The organism is Rhodococcus sp. NCIMB 12038, assembly GCF_002165735.1.
GTDB lineage: Bacteria > Actinomycetota > Actinomycetes > Mycobacteriales > Mycobacteriaceae > Rhodococcus_F.
In genome coordinates, this window is record NZ_NHML01000013.1 from 1 (window position 1) to 18,573 (window position 18,573).

Annotated in this window: 15 protein-coding genes; 2 read left to right on the forward strand and 13 right to left on the reverse strand. The window is 67.5% G+C overall.

Features of this window, described 5'->3' with window-relative positions:
- The 3 genes from CA951_RS20440 to CA951_RS20450 form a co-directional block, all read right to left on the reverse strand.
- The coding region (locus CA951_RS20440) for an AMP-binding protein (RefSeq protein WP_143543074.1) at positions 1-2,454 on the reverse strand (2,454 nt) is incomplete at its 3' end.
- A gap of 165 nt (positions 2,455-2,619) precedes the next feature.
- Positions 2,620-3,597: a DUF1648 domain-containing protein gene (locus CA951_RS20445; RefSeq protein ID WP_087558563.1), complete on the reverse strand. Its 978-nt coding sequence runs from the start codon at positions 3,595-3,597 to the stop codon at positions 2,620-2,622.
- Positions 3,598-3,619: 22 nt separating this feature from the next.
- A complete protein-coding gene (locus tag CA951_RS20450) occupies positions 3,620-4,021 on the reverse strand; it encodes an SdpI family protein (RefSeq protein WP_072942681.1) in 402 nt (133 codons plus the stop codon).
- A 115-nt stretch (positions 4,022-4,136) separates the two neighbouring features.
- On the opposite strand from CA951_RS20450, the gene leuS reads away from it, so the two are divergent.
- Positions 4,137-7,001 carry a leucine--tRNA ligase gene (leuS, locus tag CA951_RS20455; protein WP_087558564.1) on the forward strand — a complete coding sequence of 955 codons (2,865 nt, stop codon included), beginning with the start codon at positions 4,137-4,139 and terminating at the stop codon, positions 6,999-7,001.
- A 14-nt stretch (positions 7,002-7,015) separates the two neighbouring features.
- Here leuS and CA951_RS20460 read toward each other — a convergent pair whose 3' ends face one another.
- A complete protein-coding gene (locus CA951_RS20460; protein WP_087558565.1) occupies positions 7,016-7,750 on the reverse strand; it encodes a haloacid dehalogenase type II in 735 nt (244 codons plus the stop codon).
- A 540-nt stretch (positions 7,751-8,290) separates the two neighbouring features.
- On the opposite strand from CA951_RS20460, the gene CA951_RS20465 reads away from it, so the two are divergent.
- Positions 8,291-9,427, forward strand: a complete 1,137-nt coding sequence (locus CA951_RS20465) for an amidase family protein (RefSeq protein ID WP_256974007.1) — start codon at positions 8,291-8,293, stop codon at positions 9,425-9,427.
- Positions 9,428-9,491: 64 nt separating this feature from the next.
- Here CA951_RS20465 and CA951_RS20470 read toward each other — a convergent pair whose 3' ends face one another.
- The 9 genes from CA951_RS20470 to CA951_RS20510 all read right to left on the reverse strand — a co-directional run bounded on the left by CA951_RS20470 (position 9,492) and on the right by CA951_RS20510 (position 18,211).
- Positions 9,492-10,601 (reverse strand): NDMA-dependent alcohol dehydrogenase, encoded by a 1,110-nt coding sequence (locus CA951_RS20470; protein WP_087558566.1) that lies wholly within the window; start codon positions 10,599-10,601, stop codon positions 9,492-9,494.
- A 139-nt stretch (positions 10,602-10,740) separates the two neighbouring features.
- Positions 10,741-11,820: an MSMEG_0565 family glycosyltransferase gene (locus tag CA951_RS20475; protein ID WP_087558567.1), complete on the reverse strand. Its 1,080-nt coding sequence runs from the start codon at positions 11,818-11,820 to the stop codon at positions 10,741-10,743.
- A gap of 1 nt (position 11,821) precedes the next feature.
- Positions 11,822-12,670 carry a carbon-nitrogen hydrolase family protein gene (locus tag CA951_RS20480; protein WP_087558568.1) on the reverse strand — a complete coding sequence of 283 codons (849 nt, stop codon included), beginning with the start codon at positions 12,668-12,670 and terminating at the stop codon, positions 11,822-11,824.
- Positions 12,671-12,674: 4 nt separating this feature from the next.
- A complete protein-coding gene (locus CA951_RS20485) occupies positions 12,675-13,931 on the reverse strand; it encodes an MSMEG_0569 family flavin-dependent oxidoreductase (protein ID WP_087558569.1) in 1,257 nt (418 codons plus the stop codon).
- Complete coding sequence (locus CA951_RS20490) at positions 13,928-14,233, reverse strand: MSMEG_0570 family nitrogen starvation response protein (protein WP_087558570.1); 306 nt, start codon at positions 14,231-14,233, stop codon at positions 13,928-13,930. The genes CA951_RS20485 and CA951_RS20490 overlap by 4 nt, the downstream gene beginning before the upstream one ends.
- Positions 14,226-15,167: a carbon-nitrogen hydrolase family protein gene (locus CA951_RS20495; protein ID WP_087558571.1), complete on the reverse strand. Its 942-nt coding sequence runs from the start codon at positions 15,165-15,167 to the stop codon at positions 14,226-14,228. The genes CA951_RS20490 and CA951_RS20495 overlap by 8 nt, the downstream gene beginning before the upstream one ends.
- Positions 15,164-16,594: an MSMEG_0567/sll0787 family protein gene (locus tag CA951_RS20500; RefSeq protein ID WP_087558737.1), complete on the reverse strand. Its 1,431-nt coding sequence runs from the start codon at positions 16,592-16,594 to the stop codon at positions 15,164-15,166. Before CA951_RS20500 ends, CA951_RS20495 begins: the two co-directional genes overlap by 4 nt.
- Positions 16,595-16,613: 19 nt before the next feature.
- The gene (locus CA951_RS20505) at positions 16,614-17,675 is read right to left on the reverse strand and encodes an MSMEG_0568 family radical SAM protein (protein ID WP_087558572.1); all 1,062 of its coding nucleotides are present in this window, start codon (positions 17,673-17,675) and stop codon (positions 16,614-16,616) included.
- 11 nt (positions 17,676-17,686) lie between these two features.
- Complete coding sequence (locus tag CA951_RS20510) at positions 17,687-18,211, reverse strand: MSMEG_0572/Sll0783 family nitrogen starvation response protein (protein WP_087558573.1); 525 nt, start codon at positions 18,209-18,211, stop codon at positions 17,687-17,689.
- Positions 18,212-18,573 lie beyond the last annotated feature (362 nt).

The window sequence follows — 18,573 nt, forward strand, 5'->3', positions numbered from 1 at the left end:
GGTCAGTGGGGTGCGGTTGTGGTATCCGCGGGCGAGTTGTATTCCGGCGAGGTAGAGTTCGCCTTCGACGCCGATGGGGACGGGGTGGAGTCGGGTGTCGAGTATGACGGCGTCCATGCCCCGGCTCGGACCCCCGATGGTGACCGCATGGTTGCTGTCGAGCGTCGCTGCCGTTGCCAGAACAGTTGCCTCGGTGGGACCGTAACCATTGTGGAACGTTCGGCCGGCGGACCACCCCTCGATCAGCTCGGGCGGGCACCGGTCGCCTCCGGTGATCAGGACGCGCAGGTCGTCGAGGGAAGTAGGGTCCATCGACTTCAGCACACCGGGCGTGACGAAGGCATGTGTGATCCGCTGCTCGCGAAGGAGATCGGTGAGTTGATCGGCGGCGAATACCAGTGGCGGTGAGACGACGAGCGCCGCCCCGGACGCATGGGCGAGTAGCAGTTCGAGTACAGAAGCATCGAACGTCGGGGATGCCACTTGAAGTACCCGTGCGGCGGGCGTGACGGCGTAGCGCTCCCGTTCCTCGGTGGCGAGGTTCGCCAGTCCTTGATGGCTGACGACGACGCCCTTCGGCGTGCCGGTCGACCCGGATGTGTAGATGACGTACGCGGGGTTGTCGATCCTCAGTGGAGCGACCCGCTCGAGGTCGAGAATCGGTGTGAGCGACAGCGGGGCGGTCTCCGATTCGAGTGCGGGGTCGCCGAGGCACAGCCAGTTCACGTGTTGCGGAAGCGATTGATGCACATCGCGTTCGGTGAGGCCGACCTCGGCCCCGATGTCGTCGAGGATGTGGGCCATCCGTTCGGGGGGTGCACCCGAGTCGAGAGGAACGAAGGCGGCGCCCGATTTCGCTACCGCCCACACCGCGACCCACAGGTCGATCGAGCGGCCGAGTGCGAGGGCGACCCGCGACTCGGGTCCCACTCCGAGCCCGATCAGGTGCCGCGCCAGCCGGTTCGAGCGTTCGTCGAGTTCCCGATACGACATGTCCGATTTCCCGAAGACCAGAGCAGTTGCCCCGGGCTCGATCGCCGCTGCGGTGGACAGCAGGTCCGGAAGAAGCACCGGTGGCTCCGCGTGCGGACCGCGACCGGGAACCAGCGCACGGTCCGCGTCGTCGAGGAGGTCGATCTCGCCCACCGGGCTGTGGGGTGCGGCGGTGACGAACCGTTCGAGGTAGGCCAGAAACCGGCGATGATGGTGCGCCAGATCGCGCTGCGAGAAGAGGTGGGGATTCCCGTGAAATTCGATGGTCAGCGGCGAATTGCTGCCACTTCGAACCAGATTGACCTGCAGATCCGCGAGAAGCCCCGACCGGAGAATGTGGTAGCGCCCCACGGCGTCACCGAGCCGGATCTCCGAGTCGAAGAACATCATGTTGACGACGGGCCCGAAGGTCGACGACGTGTCCCCGCCCAACCCGGTATCCCGCCGGATGTCCTCGTACCGATAACGCTGGTGGCGCAGCGCGCCCGTCAACTCACGACGTGCGAGGTCCACGAGTTCACCGATCGTGGTGGCCGGTCCCGCTGCGAGCCGGATGGGCAGCACATTGGCAACCATGCCGGCGGAACGCTTCAGGGCGGCGGTCGTGCGAGCGGTGACCGGAAGGCTCAGCACCGTCTCTCCGGAGTTCGTCATCCTGGCGAGGAAGCTCCCCAGCGCGGCGACCACGATCTGGGCTGTGCTGACGCGGTAGGCGTCAGCGGCGGAGTCGAGTTGTGAGGCAAGGTGGACCGGCAGCACACAGGCCGCCACCAGGTCGTAGGGTGCGGCGGACGCCGTCCGCCCGGTCAGACTCAGTGGAGCGGGAAGCCCTTTCGCGTGGTCCAGCCAATACGCACGGTCCGACGCGAATCGCTCGCTGTTGCGGTATGCGAGTTCCCCCTCGTAGATGTCCTCCAGCCCGAGCGCCGACAGCGGTGCGGGTTCGCGTCCGTCGATGATCGCGTTGTACCGTTCCGCCGCGCGGGCGGTCGCAGCGAGTCCGGCGTACCCGTCGATTGCGATGTGGTGCATCCGCGAGTACCAGTAGTAGTGATTTCGGGAGAGGCGAAGGAGTTTCGTATCCGCAAGGACGTCCTCGACGAGATCGATGGGTGCACTGTAGTCGGCCCGCATCCACTCCAGGGCGGCCGCAGCGGGGTCGGGCTCGGAACAGAAGTCGACGACCGACCCGTCGTAGCCGGCTCCGGTGTCCACCAACTGCATAGGTCGGCCGTCGACCTCGACCAGTCTGAGGTAGGGCGAGTGAAGTTCTCGTGCTGTGGCTTGCACGGCCTCGGCGAACACATCGGCGTCCAGTTCGCCGTCGATCTCGACGAACTGTGCGATGTTGATCGGTACGCTTTTCGAAACCTTTTGGGCGAACCATATTCCGCGCTGCGCGGCCGACAGGGGAAATCGCTCCCCTGCTGCATCCGACAGCGCCGACGTGTGTAAAGCCATGGGATGTCCCGTCACTCGACCTCGTGGCAGGGCAGGACAAGGGTGCGCGCACAACTGGTCCCGAGTCCCCGCCCGACCTCATGTATCCGGTGCAGTGCTCGCTCAACCCAGCATCGTCCGTCGCGACAGAAAAGTCACGACCGGTTGGTACTTGTTTTTTCAGGCCTACATCGGAGTGGTACGCGCGTGCTCGTCGGCGAACGCGTTGAGTGCACCGGCCATCTCCTCGGCCCGTGCGCTGGTGACGGTCAGGCGGTCGCCGCACGCGGTCGTGACGATGACGGCGGGGCCGGTCCTCGTCACGACGCCGTAGTTGCGCCTGCCCTTCACCTTGAGTCCCCAGCCGCCGAAGTCGTCGAACGGCTTGATCACGTCGACGCGGGCGCCCTCGATCTCCTCGATCCCGTACCGCAGCGCGGTCATGCCCATGTTCACCACCCGGATGCCGGCCCGGTCGACGACCACCCGGAACCGGAGCAGGCTCACGATCAGCAGGCCCACCGGAACGAACACCGCGAGGGGCCACCATCCGTTGACGAGCAGGCAGACCGCGAGCGCAGGCGCGACCCCGAGAATCAGGAGCAGTATCAGCGATCCGAGGGTGCCGAACCCGACCGTGTCCGCGACGGCCGACGGGTGGTCGGCGCGCGGCAACCGCGGGTCGGGAGGGTCGGTCGCGGCAACCCGGGGCCGGTAGTCACGGAGCAGGGCGGCGCCGGTCAGACCGACGACAGCGCCGATCACGACACCGAGGCCGAGCGACCACAGCGGGAGTTCCGTGTCCGCGGGGTCGGTGACGTCGAGTTGGACGTAGAGCAGCACCACCTGCACCGTGAGGATCAGGCCGACCACGGACAGTCCGACGACGAGCATCGTGCGGCGCATCATCAGCATCGCCTGGGCGAGGGCGGCGATCGCGGCACATCCGCCACCGAATAGAACCGTCACCAGGGCGAAAGTCCAGGCGCTGGACATCGGGGTGGAGAAGCCGTTCGGCGAGGTGGTGGTCCAGTGCGTCGCGATCTGCGCCGGGAGCCGCGGTTCCCAGACCTTCGTGAGGATCACCCCGGACAGCGCGGCGATCACCGGGAGCAGCAGACCGAAGACTGCGCCTGCGGGGTCGACGACGCGCGAGGAGTTCACCGGACGGGTCGTCGCCTGCCGGTCAGGACGGCTGGCAGGCGCCCTTCAGGGAGCACGCGCCGCAGGAACTGCCGCATCCACCGGTGTCGGCGGCGGGCACCGACGCGGCGGCACGGGCACCGAGCGATCCGCCCGTCGCCGCGGTGAGCGCGGCGGCCACGACGCTGACGAGGACGGCGCCGATTCCGAAGACTCCGCCGATCAGGATTCCGGCGATTCCGCCGATGACGAGGAGCCCGGCCGCGGCGAGCAGGGTGGGCCCCGCGACCTTGTTGGCCAGCGCAAACGTCTGATCGTCGCGCATCGTCTCGGGGGTGCGGACACCCGCCCACCGGTTGCGCGGGAGGCGCTCGGCGAGGCCTGCAACGGCGACACCGGAGACGGCGACGGCGAGCACGAACAGCACGACGGAGGCAATCAACACGAGACCAGGATACGGCGGACCCGGATGCGCAGGTGAGCCCGGGTGGGGTGAGGCTCTACCCTGGTTGTCGGTATCCCCCTAATTCAGAATGTCAGCCAAGTAGATAGCGACCACAGTGACCGAGCACGTGCAGCCCGCCAACCCGTCCGACGCGACCCCGCAGCACCGCTACACCGCGGAGCTCGCCGGCCAGATCGAGCAGCGCTGGCAGGACCGGTGGAGCGAGGAGGGCACGTTCGACGCGCCCAACCCGGTCGGCCCCCTCGCCGGCGACGTGCCCGCGGACAAGTTGTTCGTGCAGGACATGTTCCCGTACCCGTCGGGGACGGGTCTGCACGTGGGCCACCCGCTCGGCTACATCGCCACCGACGTGTTCGCCCGCTATCACCGCATGCAGGGCCACAACGTGCTGCACACCCTCGGCTACGACGCGTTCGGTCTGCCTGCCGAGCAGTACGCGGTGCAGACGGGCACGCACCCGCGGACCACCACCGAGGCCAACATCGGCAACATGAAGCGGCAGCTGCGCCGCCTCGGGCTCGGCCACGACGAGCGCCGCACGTTCGCGACCACCGACGTGGACTTCTACCACTGGACGCAGTGGATCTTCCTGCAGATCCACGACGCGTGGTTCGACAAGGAGGCCGGCAAGGCCCGCCGCATCTCCGAGCTCGAGGCCGAGTTCGCGTCGGGTGCGCGCGCCCTGGAGGACGGACGGGACTGGGCGTCGCTGTCGGTGACCGAGAGGGAAGCCGTCCTCGACTCCTACCGCCTCGTGTATCACTCCGATTCGATGGTCAATTGGTGCCCCGGTCTGGGCACCGTGCTGGCCAACGAGGAGGTCACCGCCGACGGCCGCAGCGACCGCGGCAACTTCCCCGTGTTCCGCAAGCACCTGCAGCAGTGGATGATGCGCATCACCGCGTACTCCGACCGCCTGGTCGACGACCTGGAGTACCTGGACTGGCCGGAGAAGGTCAAGACCATGCAGCGCAACTGGATCGGGCGCTCGCACGGTGCGCAGGTGAAGTTCGCCGTGACGGTCGAGCGGAGCGAGGGTGGATCCACTGCCCACGACGTCGAGGTGTTCACGACCCGCCCCGACACGCTGTTCGGTGCGACGTACGTGACGCTGGCGCCGGAGCACGAACTGGTCGACGAGATCGTCGCGGCCGCGTGGCCCGAGGGTGTGGATTCGCGCTGGACCGGCGGTGCGGCAACGCCCGCCGAAGCGGTTGCGGCGTACCGGAAGTCGATCGCGGCCAAGTCGGACCTGGAGCGGCAGGAATACAAGGAGAAGACGGGCGTCTTCCTCGGCACGTACGCGGTGAACCCCGTCAACGGGCACGAGTTGCCGGTGTTCATCGCCGACTACGTCCTCACCGGCTACGGCACGGGCGCCATCATGGCCGTCCCGGGTCACGACCACCGCGACTACGAGTTCGCCACCGAGTTCGGTCTCGACATCGTCGAGGTGATCTCCGGCGGCGACCTCTCCAAGGACGCGTACACCGGCGACGGCACGATCGTGAACTCCGACTTCCTGAACGGCATGTCCGTCGCCGACGCGAAGAAGGCCATCACCGAGCGGCTCGAGGCGGACGGCACCGGCCAGGGCACCATCCAGTACAAGCTGCGCGACTGGCTGTTCGCGCGGCAGCGGTACTGGGGCGAGCCGTTCCCGATCGTGTACGACGCCGAAGGCAACGCGCACGCCCTGCCGGAATCCGCTCTGCCCGTGGAACTCCCGGAGGTCGAGGACTACGCGCCCGTGTCGTTCGATCCCGACGACGCGTCCTCGGAGCCCTCTCCCCCGCTGGCGAAGGCCGTCGACTGGGTCAACGTCGAACTCGACCTCGGCGACGGACTGCAGACGTACCGCCGCGACACCAACGTGATGCCGCAGTGGGCGGGCAGCTCGTGGTACCAGCTGCGCTACATCGACCCCACCAACCCGGACGTGTTCTGCGACAAGGAGAACGAGCGGTACTGGACGGGTCCGCGGCCGGAGATCCACGGGCCGAACGATCCCGGCGGCGTCGACCTGTACGTCGGCGGTGTCGAGCACGCGGTGCTGCACCTGCTGTACTCGCGGTTCTGGCACAAGGTGCTGTTCGACCTCGGGTACGTCAGCTCGAGCGAGCCGTACCGCCGCCTGTACAACCAGGGCTACATCCAGGCCTACGCATACACCGACGCGCGCGGCGTGTACGTGCCCGCCGACGAGGTGGAGGAGAAGGACGGCAAGTTCTTCTACCAGGGCGCCGAGGTCAACCGCGAGTACGGGAAGATGGGCAAGAGCCTCAAGAACTCCGTGTCGCCGGACGACATCTGCGAGGAGTACGGCGCCGACACGCTCCGCGTGTACGAGATGTCGATGGGACCGCTGGACACGTCCCGCCCGTGGGCGACCAAGGACGTCGTCGGTGCGCAGCGCTTCCTGCAGCGCGCCTGGCGTGTGGTGGTCGACGAGGAGTCCGGTGCCGTGCGCGTCACCGACGACGCCCCGACGGAGGACACGCTGCGCGCGCTGAACAAGGCGATCGCCGGTGTGAGCGAGGACTACACCGCACTGCGCGACAACACGGCCGCGGCCAAGCTGATCGAGTACACCAACCACCTCACCAAGGCGTACCCGGCCGGTGCCCCCCGCTCTGCGGTGGAACCGCTGGTGCTCATGCTCGCGCCGCTGGCCCCGCACCTCGCGGAGGAACTGTGGTCGCGGCTCGGCCACGAGAAGTCGCTGGCGCACGGACCGTTCCCGGTCGCCGAGGAGAAGTGGCTCGTCGAAGACACCGTCGAGTACCCGATCCAGGTCAACGGCAAGGTCCGCAGCCGCGTGACCGTCGCCGCCGACGCCCCGCGTGAGGAGATCGAGAAGATCGCGCTCGCCGACGACAAGATCGTCGCACTGCTCGACGGCAAGGATCCGCGCAAGGTCATCGTCGTGCCCGGGAAGATGGTTAACATCGTCCTCTGACGCGGACTGCGGAGTCATTCGGTCCGCCCGGCCTCCTTCGCGGCGCGTGCGGCGGCAGCGAACCCTGCCATGGTGGGGAATTCGAGGGCGTAGGCGTACTCGTCGGAGGGTTCGGGGGTGGCTCCCCAGCCCGGGCGGTCGTGGCGGCGGTTGATCCACACCGAGGGCAGACCGTGGCGTTTGGCGGGCACGTGATCGTGAAAGAGGCTCTGCGCCACATGCAGCAGCCGTTCACGGGGAACCGCGAGTTCCTCCAGTGCGCCGTCGAGAGCTTCGAAGTGGTTCGGCGCGGGTTTGTACGCCTGGACGTCCTCGGCGGTGATGATCTTGTCGAACTCGACTCCCAGACGTGCGTTGCTGCCGGCGAAGCCCGCACGGTGGACGTTGGACAGGATGATCAGCTTGTAGTCCTTCGCCAGGGAGGCAAGCGCTTCGGCGGAGTCGGGGAACGCCGGCCAGTCGGGGACCGATGCGCCGAGCCTGGCTGCCCATTCGTCGCTGACGTCCCTGCCTAGCGTCTTCCCCGTGCGGCGGAAGGCGTCGGCGAGGATCGCCGGGTACAGCGCGCCGGGGGTGTCGCGTTCGGCCCTGGCCTCGTTGTCCGCGTACGCAAGGAGCAGTTCCTCGTCGGTCGACGCCAGCCCGGCTTCCTTCGCCCAGGGCGCGAGAACAGCGGCGATGCCGGCTTCCCAGTCGATCAGGGTGCCGTAGCAGTCGAAGCTCAGGGCGTCGTAGTCGGCCAGATTCATCGTGGTTCTCCTTGCGGTCGTCGCAGTGTCCCAACCCGGGCAACCAAGTAGGTATTACGGTTCTGCAGTACAACAGAACGTGCCTGATTGGTCGACGATAAAGCAGATATTCGCGTCCGGAGGGAGTGCGGTGGAGAACTACGAGACCACCTGATCGCGTCCGTGAACGGGTAACGCGGTATCGACGCCGTCGATAGGGGCATGTCGAACATTCATTGGTTCTCGATCGTCGAGGGCGATAACGTGGCATGCGCCGCGGGAGGCCCGTTGGACACAGTGAGGCGTCACGTCTTCGTGATTGCCTGAGCGATTTGCCTCACCACCTGAAGGATTCACGATGACTTTCACGCTCAGCGACTGGCTTGGATTCGACCCGGACAAGCGCCGTGCAATTCTCGGCGACTGTCGCTGCGCCGTGGAGAACTCGAAAAGCTCTCACAACGTCTATATTTCGGTGATCGATGAGCCCCTTCCACTCGAGACGGACGGTGAGCTGGTGGGTGTGCCGTTTGCGGTGAAGGACAACATCGATGTCGCCGGTTGCCGACCACGGGTGGCAGTCCACTGCTCGCACACGACATCCCCGAAGTCGATGCAGCGGTGGTCAGTGCGTTGCGTGAGGCCGGGGCCGTGGTTGTCGGCAAGACCAACTTGCATGAACTCGCCTTCGGGATCACCAACAACAACGCCACTTACGGTCCGGTCCGGAACCCGCTCGATGTCTCTCGCGTGGCCGGCGGGTCGAGCGGAGGTAGCGCGGCAGCGGTGGCATTGGGCACGGTGCCGTTCAGCCTCGGCACCGATACCGGCGGGTCGGTCACCATACCGTCGGCCTTCTGTGGAATCGTCGGATTCCGTCCCACCACCGGCCGCTACCCGGGCGACGGTGTTGTCAACCTGTCGTCGTCGCGTGACACGATCGGTATCCACGCCCGGACGGTCGAGGATGTGCGCCTCGTCGACCGTGTAATCACGAGAACCGCTCCGCAGCTCCCGGTGTTGGATCCATCCGATCTCGTTCTGGGAACCATTGCAGGCCGGTTCGACGACATGGAGTCCGCTGTCGCCGAGGCAATGCATCTCGCGCTCGACGACCTGCGCAGGAGCGGCGTGAAGATCGTGGAGCTGTCGATGCCCGGCGATCTGACGCCGGCCGCCGGGCCCGGCATCGAAATGGTGTTCTACGAAGCGGAACGGTTGCTTGCCGCGCGAGTGAACAACGGCCACGGGCAGACGAGCGCCCGCGATATCGCGGATTTGACCGGTGAGATTGCCTCGCCGGACGTGCGAGAGATTTTCGAGTCGATCGCAGCTAACCGGGTCACCGCGTCGGCATATGAGCAGGCGCGCCGACGTCGGTGGCAGCTTCGGCGCCTGTATGAGAAGGCCTTCTCGGCCAGCGGTGTACACGCGCTGATTTCTCCCACTGTGCATGTTCTTCCGCCGCTCATCGGCCAGGATGACACCATCGACGTCAACGGCCGGTTGCAGCCGATCTTCCCGACGGTTACGCGCAACTCGGCGCCGGGCTCGGTCGCCGGGGTTCCGATGCTGTCCATCCCCGGTCGATCCACTCGGGAAGGTTTGTCCGTCGGGCTCTCCCTCGAGGGCCGCTTCTTCGAGGACCAGTATCTCCTCTCTGCCGGTGAGGTCCTCAGCCGCATTCTTGGGCGTTGACAATCGTCCGGTGGTCAGGAGGGAGAATCGTTCCGCCGGAGTCTTCGAGTGTCGTCGAGAATGATCAGAACGTGATGACGCCGCGGAGATTACGGCCGTCGCGCATGTCCTGATACCCGGCGTTGATGTCGTCGAGCTTGTAGGTCTGGGTGGCCAGTTCGTCGAGCTTCAGGTGGCCGCTGCGGTACAAGCCCAGTAGCTTGGGGATGTGCAGGCGGGGGTTCGCGGTGCCGAACAACGACCCGACGACGCGCTTCTCCATCAGCACGAGGTCGAGCGCGCTCATCGTCACGGTCTCCTCGGTGGCGCGGTGCAGGTTGGTCACCACCACGGTGCCGCGCTTCGCGGTCATCGCCAGGCTCGCACCGATTTGCGAGCCGTCGCCGACCCCGGTCGTGTTGACCACCACGTTCGCTCCGCGTCCGTACGTGAGGTCGGAAGCCAGGGCCTGCGCCTCCTCACTGGTGGCCACCGCGTGGGTGGCGCCGAATTCGAGCGCCTTGTCTCGTTTGAATTCCACCGGATCGACGGCGACGACGTACTGCGATCCGCTCAGTGCCGCGCCCTGGACGGCGTTGATGCCGATGCCGCCGACACCGACGACCACGGAGGTGTCGCCGGGCTGCACTCCGCCGGCGAAGACCGCCGAGCCCCAGCCGGTGACCACACCGCAGCCGAGCAGGCACGCCTTGTCCAGCGCGATGTCGTCGTCGATCTTGATGCAGTTCGCTTCACTCACCACGGTGTGCTGGGCGAACGTGCCCAGCAGGCACATCAGGCCCAGGTCCTGTCCACGGGCGTGATGGCGGGCGGTGTGGTCGGAGATCTGGGTTCCGTCGCCGAGGTACTGGCCGAGTTCGCACAGGTTCTGCATGCCTGCCGAGCACGCCGCGCACCGCCCGCACGCGGGGATGAACCCGAAGATCACCCGATCTCCCGGGGTGAGCCCTTCGACTCCGGGGCCGACGTCGAGGACGGTGCCGGCACCCTCGTGCCCGCCGACCATCGGCATCGGCCAGGGCAGGTCGCCGGTCAGGACGTGCTCGTCCGAGTGGCACAGTCCGCTCCCACCCATCTCGACGAGTACCTCGCCGTGCCTGGGCGGATCCAGCTCGATCTCTTCGACTGACCACGGTCCCCCGCGCTCCCACAAAATCGCCGCCTGAGTCTTCACCAAAATCTCCTCTCGTGTAGCGGACATCACCTTCGTCCGCGTTCCCGAGAAGCTTCACAGCGAGCAAGGGGTCGTGCGTGTTTACCGACCGCATCGAAGTTCACAACGCCCCACGGAATTTCGTCACGGGCATTCGACGCTATGAGGCTCGAGCGTGCTCGGCGTAGAAGTCGAGGTGAGCGCACGCCGCATCGTCCCAGCTGTGTGCGCGGGCGAGCGCGTGTCCGCGTTCCCTGCGTTCCGCGTCGGTTGGGGCACCGAGTGCGTCGGCCATCTCGGTATGGGTCGACGCGAACGTCACGGCGTTGCCGAAGACTTCGCGCAGCACCGGCAGATCGCGGGCGACGACGGGCACTCCCGCGGCGAGAGCTTCCATGGCAGCGAGACCGAAGCCCTCTTTCGTCGACAGGAACGCGAAGACCGTTGCCTGTGCGACGAGCGAGGGTAGTTCGTCGTCGGCGACGGTGCCCAGTATCAGCGGCCGAACCCCCAATTCGTCGCAGCGCCGGTCGAATTCCGCCCGATAGTCACGGTAGTCGAACAGGGTCTCGCCGCCGGCGAAGACCAGCCTCAAATCGGGGCGGCGCACCGCGAGCCGGGCGTGGGCCTCGACGAGGTCGAGGCTGCCCTTTCGTGGTTCGATGCCGCCGACCGCGAGCACGTATTCCCCGAGTTCCTCGGCCCACCTGCGGCGGGCAGCGACATCGGTCGCGGCCTGCTCGAAGCGCGCCGAGTCGACCCCGTTGGGAATGACGGTGGGCTCGAGGCCCCAGCCGTCGCGGACTTCGGCGGCCACCGCCGCGGATACGCAGATCCGCGCGGTCGGCTCGACCACGGCCCGTTCGTGGCAGGCCGCGAGGGCAGGCGTCGTGAACTGATCGAGATGGTGGATGGTGCGGATGCAGGTGCCGACGGCGTTGGCGCTGATGCAGTCCTGGGCGTGGACGATGTCGTAGTCGCCGTGACGGAACGCGTCGCCCAGAACGGTGATCGAGCGAAGGATCCGGTCTCCCACGTCCTCACCGTCCCGGGCCGCGAACGGCACGATACGCACCGTCACCGCGGGATCGACCTTTCGGAAGAACGCGTCGTCTCCGCCCCTGCCCAGGGACCACACGGTGACGTCGGCGCCCTGCCGGGCCAGCGCCTCGGCCAGGGCGAGGGTGTGGACGACACCGCCGCGCGGCTTGGTCGAATACGTCAGCAAGGCGATGCGCACGTCAGGAGTATCCGTTCTCCAGTAGATGTCGGTACGTGTCCACGCGGCGTTCCTCGAGGTGCCGCAACACCTTCCGCGCACGGTCGACCTCGTGGTCCACGTCGAGTTCGGCGACAGCGAGACCGCCCTTCACGCCGGTGCGGGCGAGCACGTCCCCGCCCGGGCCCACCACCTTTGCCTGCCCCAGGAAGCGCAACCCACCCTGGATGCCCGTCTGGTTCGACGAGACCAGCACCACCTGGTTCTCGGCGGCGCGGGCGGAGTCGTACAGGTCGAACAGGCGCGACTGGCGGTCATGTGCGAGCCGTTCGGCGCGGTCGGTGACGCTCGCCGGCCAGGCGGAGAGGGCGGAGATGATCCGGGCGCCGCCCAGCGCGAGGGTCCGGGCGGCCTCGGGGAACGTCTTGTCGTAGTCGATGAGCATGCCCATCCGGCCGACCGGGGTGTCGAACGCCGTGAACGCGTCGCCCGCCGCGTAGGCCAGTGACTCCCCGGCGGGCTGATGCACCTTGCGGTGGCTGCCGAGGATCCCGTCACCGGTGACGCAGGCCGCGGTGTTGTAGCGGACACCGTCGGCCAGTTCGGTGTAGCCGATGCACACGGTCATGGCACCGGCCATCCGTGCCACGGCTTTCAACTCGGGTCCGTCTGCCTCGAGGGCAGGTGGAAGCTCGTCGATGTCCGGGCTGCGGAGATCCGAAATGTACCCGCCGAGACAGGCGTCGGGCAGAACGAGGAGGTCGATCTCGTCGTCCGCCGCCTTCTCGATGAGCGCCTCGAGCTTCAGCAGCGCGCGGTCGACGTCGCGGCCGAAGTGGCCGGCGAGTGCGGCCAGTCTCGTCGTTCCCATGTGCTCAGGCTAGTGACGACGCGGGCGACCGCACAGTCGCGTCGGCCTCGATCCGGCTCGCCAGGTACTCGGCGTCGCGGGCGACTCCGGCGAACCGACCGGAACCCCACGTGTGCTGCCACGGCAGGCCGAGGAAGAACAACCCCGGCACGGCGGTGACTCCGCGGTTGTGGCACGGGTGCCCCTCGCCGTCGAATACCCCCGCGTGCAGCCACCGGTAGTCGGTGCGGAAGCCGATGGACCACACCACCGACCGGATCCCGGACGTTTCCAGGTCGAGCGAGGTCGTCTCACGCTCCGGTCGCCACACCGGGAGGTACCGGTCCTCGTCGGGGGCGTCGATCCCCTCTCGGGCTATGTAGGCGTCGATGGAGTTCTTGATGCTCTCGGCCACCGCGTCCGCGGCGTCGAGCGACGACTCCAGCGTCGGCGCGAACTGCAGCGTGCCGTCGACCACCTCGAGGAGGCGCCCGTACAACTTCATGCCCTGCAGGGCGAATGCGCGCAGGTCGATGTCCCGCCCGCCGTCGCGTCCGGTGACGTAATGATTCGTGTTCTCACGTTTGGCCAGGCCCCCGGGGTGATCGGCGATCGAGACGTCGTAGGTCCCCATGTCGTGCAGCCACGCCACGCAGTCGCGGCCACGGTAGAAGCGGGACACGCGCGGCGCCCCACCCGTCACGAGGTGGACGGTGCGGCCGGACAGCATGAGGTCCTCGGCGATCTGCGCCCCGGACTGCCCGTTCCCGACCACCAGCACCTCCCCCGGGGGCAGCGCCTCCGCCGACATGTACTGCGACGAGTGGATCTGCTCGATCGTGGCGGGCAGGCGTTCGGCGAACCGTGGGATCACCGGGATGTGGTAGCCGCCGGTCGCGACCACCACCTGTCCGGCGTGGAGGGGGCCCGCGGTGGTGTCGACGTCGAAGCCACCGCCGGCGGACTGGTGGAGGGAGGTGACGGACACCCCTTCGCGGACTGGTGCCGGGAAGGTGTCGGCGTAGCCGCGGACGAACGCGTACGTCTGCTCGCGGGTCATGAACCCGTCCGGGTCGTCCCCCGCGTACCGGTATCCGGGGAGGTTGCATTGCCAGTTGGGAGTCACCAGGGTGAAGTTGTCCCATCGGCTGTCGCGCCATTCGTGGGCGATCGAGTCCCGCTCGAGGACCACGTGGTCGATTCCGCGCTGGACGAGATGCCAGCTGATCGACAGTCCGGCCTGACCGCCGCCGATCACCACCACGTCGTGATGTGTCGTCATCGTGTTCCTCCTGCAGCGGCGTCCGGGGTCATACCGACCACCCGGACCATGGACGTGGGCGAGTGGGCGAATGCGGCCTTCTCCAGTTCGTGGAGTTGTTCGGCGGCGGACGTGCAGTACATTCCGAACTTCGCCTTCACCCGCTCGCTCGCCTCGGTGAGGGCGATGCGACTGCGGTCGAGAAAGTCTGCGACGCTGTACTGTTCACCCACCGCCAGGTGATCGTGCATGACGAGGGATGGGGAATAGCAGGACTGCTCACGTCCGTCCGGCCACTGGACGGTGAAGGTCATCTCAGGCATGAGCGGGTTCCTTCCGTAGGTGGGAGGGCCGCTGCTCGGGGGTGAGCAGTGTGCCCGTGACGTTGTTCGACGCGACGACGTCGCCGTAGACCTCGGGGCGGCGGTCCCGGAGGTTGTACATGCCCCCGCTGCGGATGGCCGACAGCTCGGCTTGCACGTCGATCGTCGCGGAGGCCAGTCCGGGCTGAATCCCGGTGTCGGCGAGCACCTCTCCACCGGGACCGACGATCTTCGCGCTGCAGACGAACCGGAGCGATCCGAAGGTGCCCGCCTGGTTGGACGCCACCCACACCACCTGGTTCTCGGTGGCCCGGGCACGGTCGTAGATATCCATCCGCTGCTTCCACCGGTCGTTCGCCATGCTCTCGGCCGGCGCGGTGCGGGCGGTCGGCCACGCGGACAGCGAGGTGATGATCTCGGCACCGTCGAGCGCGAGGGTCCGGGCCGCCTCGGGGAACGCCTTGTCGTAGCAGATCTGCATGCCCATCCTCCCGACCGGGGTGTCGAACGCGGAGTAGGTGTCACCGGCTGCGTAGCAGAGGTTTTCGCCCAGCGGCTGATGCACCTTGCGGTAGGAGCCGAGGATGCCGTCGCCGTGCAGTGTCACTGCCGCGTTGTAACGGGTGGACCCGTCCGCCTCGCAGAATCCCAGGGTGATCACGAGGTCACCGGCCATGTCGACCACGCGGCGCAGTTCCGGCCCGTCCAGTTCGAGCGCCGGCGGCAGCTTCCGGAGGCGTCGCTCGCGGTCCTCCTCGGATTCGTCGCCGCCGCCCAGGCTCGGCAGGTAACCGCCGAGGCACGCCTCCGGGAGGACGAGCAACGCACTGCCGCGGGCACGTGCCTGCTCGATCAGCGCCCCGATCGTGCGGTAGGCCTGTTCCATGTCGCGTCCGAACTCTGCTGCCGCGACGGAAATTCCGATCTCGCTCATGCTGTTCCCAATCCCGTGACGGTGGAGTGCACCGCACGTGTGATCACGCCGTCGGGCCAGCGCAGGCCGACCCCCGGGTTCGTCGTCAATTCGCCGCACACTGCCGACGTGGCAGGTCCGGTCGGTGTCGTGTGTGAGCGTCCCGGCCGGTCCGCAGTAATCATCGCGAACCCCGGGAAGCACGTCATCCAGTCGCCCATGGTGACGCCGGATGGTTTCGGGATCGCCGCGACGTCGAGCACGGCCCCCACTCCGCCGGCCTCGGCCAGCATGCCGGTGGTTCCGGCGAGGCCGGCCATGCTGACGTCCTTGGCGGCGGCAGGTCGTGCCCGCCGCACGTAGGAGCCGAGTTCGACCAGCTCACCGGGCGTGCGGTGCGAGCTCGAATCCCATTGCCGAGATGCATAACCGGGGCGCCAGGCGCCGGAGATGTCCGCGGTGAGACGCAGTTCGTCGCCCGCGCGGCCGCCACCCGCGGGCACGGGGTCGGCCGTGCGTCCGAGGGCGGTCACCGAGAGTGCCGCCGGAACGCCCAGCTGGGTGTGCCCACCCAGCACGGGGACGCCCCACTGCGCGCTCGCCCGGCTCAGCCCCCGGATGACGCGGGTCAGGATCGACCGGTTGGGCGCACCGACCGCGTCGAGGAGGCCGACCGGTTCCGCACCCATCGCGGACAGGTCGTTGAGGTTCACCAGGGCCGCGCACCACCCCGCCCATTCCGGGTCGCGCTCGACCATGGACGGCACGATCGCATCACAGGCCGCGATCATGTCGGTCCCCGGCACGGGTGCGCCGTCGTCGCCGCGGAAACCCGCACCCCCGAGGGCGAACGGGGTGCCGTCGAGCGGTGACAGGGCCTCGGCCAGAACGGACTTCGTCGCCTGGGCCAGGCGCTCGATCCGGTCGATCGGCCAGCGCATCGAGACGTGGGGTTGGCCGGCTGCGGTGACCTCGGCGATCCGTTCCCAGCCGAGCCGGATGAACATCGGTTCGTGCCGGGCCTGCACGGTGGCGTCGAAGCGCAGCACGCCGTGGGTTTCGGCGTAGGCGCACGCCGCGCGGACGAGGGCCTTCCCGATTCCGAATCCGGCGCGGGCGCGGCGGTCGACCACAAGCCGGCTGCCCGTCCACCAGCCGATGTCGTGACCGTAGCCGACCGGGGCCAGGCGTACTCCGCCGAGCACAGTCCCGTCGTCGCCTGTCGCGACCAGGACGACGGTGCGCGGATCGTCGTCCACGTCGTCCCTGTCGTGACCCGCGAACAGCCGTTGTTCTGCCACGAACGTCTCTCGGCGTAGACCGTGATAGGTGGCGCGCGCCGCGCCGGTATCGGCTACCTGGACAAGGAATGGCGGGCGGGTCGGTATCGGCGCCGGCCCGGTCAGAACCTCGAGGTTTGCAGGCTCGGCGGTATCGAGCCCGTACAGCGAACTCAGATCCAGCATGTCAGCCTCCCGCGTTCTGCAACACGCTGCACGCACCGCACGCGGCGCAACCGGCCTTCTGGTCCGATCCGCGCATCCCGGCCGCCTGCAGTTCCTTCGCCACCCGCGATGTGATGTCCTCGAGCGTCGCTGCCGTCGGCGCCTGCGCACCGTCCTCGTCCACTGCGAGAGTTCCCGCGAGGGGACGGAACGGGACGACGAACGGGTAGACCCCCATCTCGATCAGTTCCGCTGCGCCGGCCACCAGTTCGTCGGGGTTCTCACCGAGTCCGACGAGAAGATAGGTGGAGACCTGGTTGCGGCCGAAGACGCGGACCGCCTCGCGCCACGCCGCCCGGTACTCGTCGAGCGACACCGTCGATTTGCCCGGCATCCACCGCCGCCGGACGTCGTCGTCGAGCGATTCGACGTGGATACCGATGGACGCGGCACCGGCCTCGTAGAGGTCCGTGATCGTGGCCAGGTCGCCGGGCGGTTCGCACTGGACCTGGATCGACAGGTCCGGGACGACGGCCTTCACGGCCGCCACGCAGCGGGCCAGGTGCCGCGCCCCGCGATCCTTCGCTGCCGACGTCCCGGTGGTCATGATCATCTGGCTGACGCCGTCGAGTCGGACGGCCGCCTCGGCGACCTCGGCGAGTTGCTCCGGCCGCTTCACCGCGATGGTGGACCCGGCGTCCAGTGACGCCTCGATGGAGCAGAATCGACAGCGCTGATCGGCGTCGTAGCGGATGCAGGTCTGGACTACGGTGGTGGCCAATACGTTCGAGCCGTGCAGCCGGGCGATCTTCTCGTACGAGATCCCGTCGTCGGTGTGCAGGTCGTAGAACCGGGGGCGTTCGACGGACTCGATCTCGACGCCCATGTCGGTCCCGTTCATCAGCAGCCGATTGCCGCTCACCTCGTACGGGCTGTCGGACCGGACGGGGATGGCGCCGCCGATACCGCCGATGAGGACGTGTCCGTCGTCGCTGGGTCCGGCCCCGGACCGCCGGGAGACCGGTGCGTCGAGGCCGCGGATTCCGCGGACGGCAAGGTCGACTCGAGTTGACAGGCCACTCATGTGGTTACACCTCAGACCATGTAGGTGGAGTTGATGATGGCGCCCTTGCGTGCGTAGTGGATGATCGCGTCCTGCACGTCGAGGGGATGCGCCGGAATCGCGCCCTCGATGAGGTCTTCCTCGCGATGCCCGTGCAGGGCGAGCCCGAAGCGGCACACGAAGACCTTGCCGCCCTCCTTGATGAAGGTCGCCAATGCATCGTTGATGTTCTGCTCCCCCGGGAAACCATTGTCTCCGGTGGTGGGGAATCCGCGAGTGGCGACGGCGTTCATCGCACCGGTGCCGTAGAAGTAGATGGCGGATTCGAAACCCTTGCGCAGTGCGCGGGTCGCCTGCAGCACGGCGACGAAGCTCACCGACGATTCGTGGGCGATGCCGTGAACGAGGGTGAAGTAGCTCTCGCCGTCTTCCGCCTTGTAGTCTGGGAAGATCTTCGTCGAACCGTAGATGTTGCTGCCCTTGGGCAGCGACGGATGCGGGATCTCGGCGAGGGACTTCTCGATGTTGGCTGCGATCGTCTGGTCGATATCGGACACGTGCTGCTCCTCGGCATGGTGGCTGTCGAATGGGCTCGGCTACGGGTGAATTCCCGTCCCTTTGCCTGAAACCAGTACACGCACTGCCCATTTCGCATTGGTTGCCGCTGGAATAATGCACTGTTACGTACCCCTCACGGACGCCCGATACGCGTAACACGGGCGTAGCATCGCCACGGGGATTCAGGTGTTCCGAGCAGCGATCACGCGATGGTCGGCGACGCGGCTACTACCGCTGTCAGCGCAACCCGTGTCGTGGAGCGCTCGAGAACGTCACCTCTTGGTGCACCGTGCAATGTCAGGAGACCACGCGGCCCACGCGGAGGCAGAAAAAGGAGATGCACCACGCAGGTGTGAACGAT

Excerpts from the sequence above, each read along its gene's own strand:
- CA951_RS20460 (WP_087558565.1), bottom strand. The coding sequence starts at position 7,750 with ATGAATCTGGCCGACTACGACGCCCTGAGCTTCGACTGCTACGGCACC.
- CA951_RS20480 (WP_087558568.1), bottom strand. The coding sequence starts at position 12,670 with ATGGGAACGACGAGACTGGCCGCACTCGCCGGCCACTTCGGCCGCGAC.
- CA951_RS20485 (WP_087558569.1), bottom strand. The coding sequence starts at position 13,931 with ATGACGACACATCACGACGTGGTGGTGATCGGCGGCGGTCAGGCCGGA.
- CA951_RS20490 (WP_087558570.1), bottom strand. The coding sequence starts at position 14,233 with ATGCCTGAGATGACCTTCACCGTCCAGTGGCCGGACGGACGTGAGCAG.
- CA951_RS20495 (WP_087558571.1), bottom strand. The coding sequence starts at position 15,167 with ATGAGCGAGATCGGAATTTCCGTCGCGGCAGCAGAGTTCGGACGCGAC.
- CA951_RS20505 (WP_087558572.1), bottom strand. The coding sequence starts at position 17,675 with ATGAGTGGCCTGTCAACTCGAGTCGACCTTGCCGTCCGCGGAATCCGC.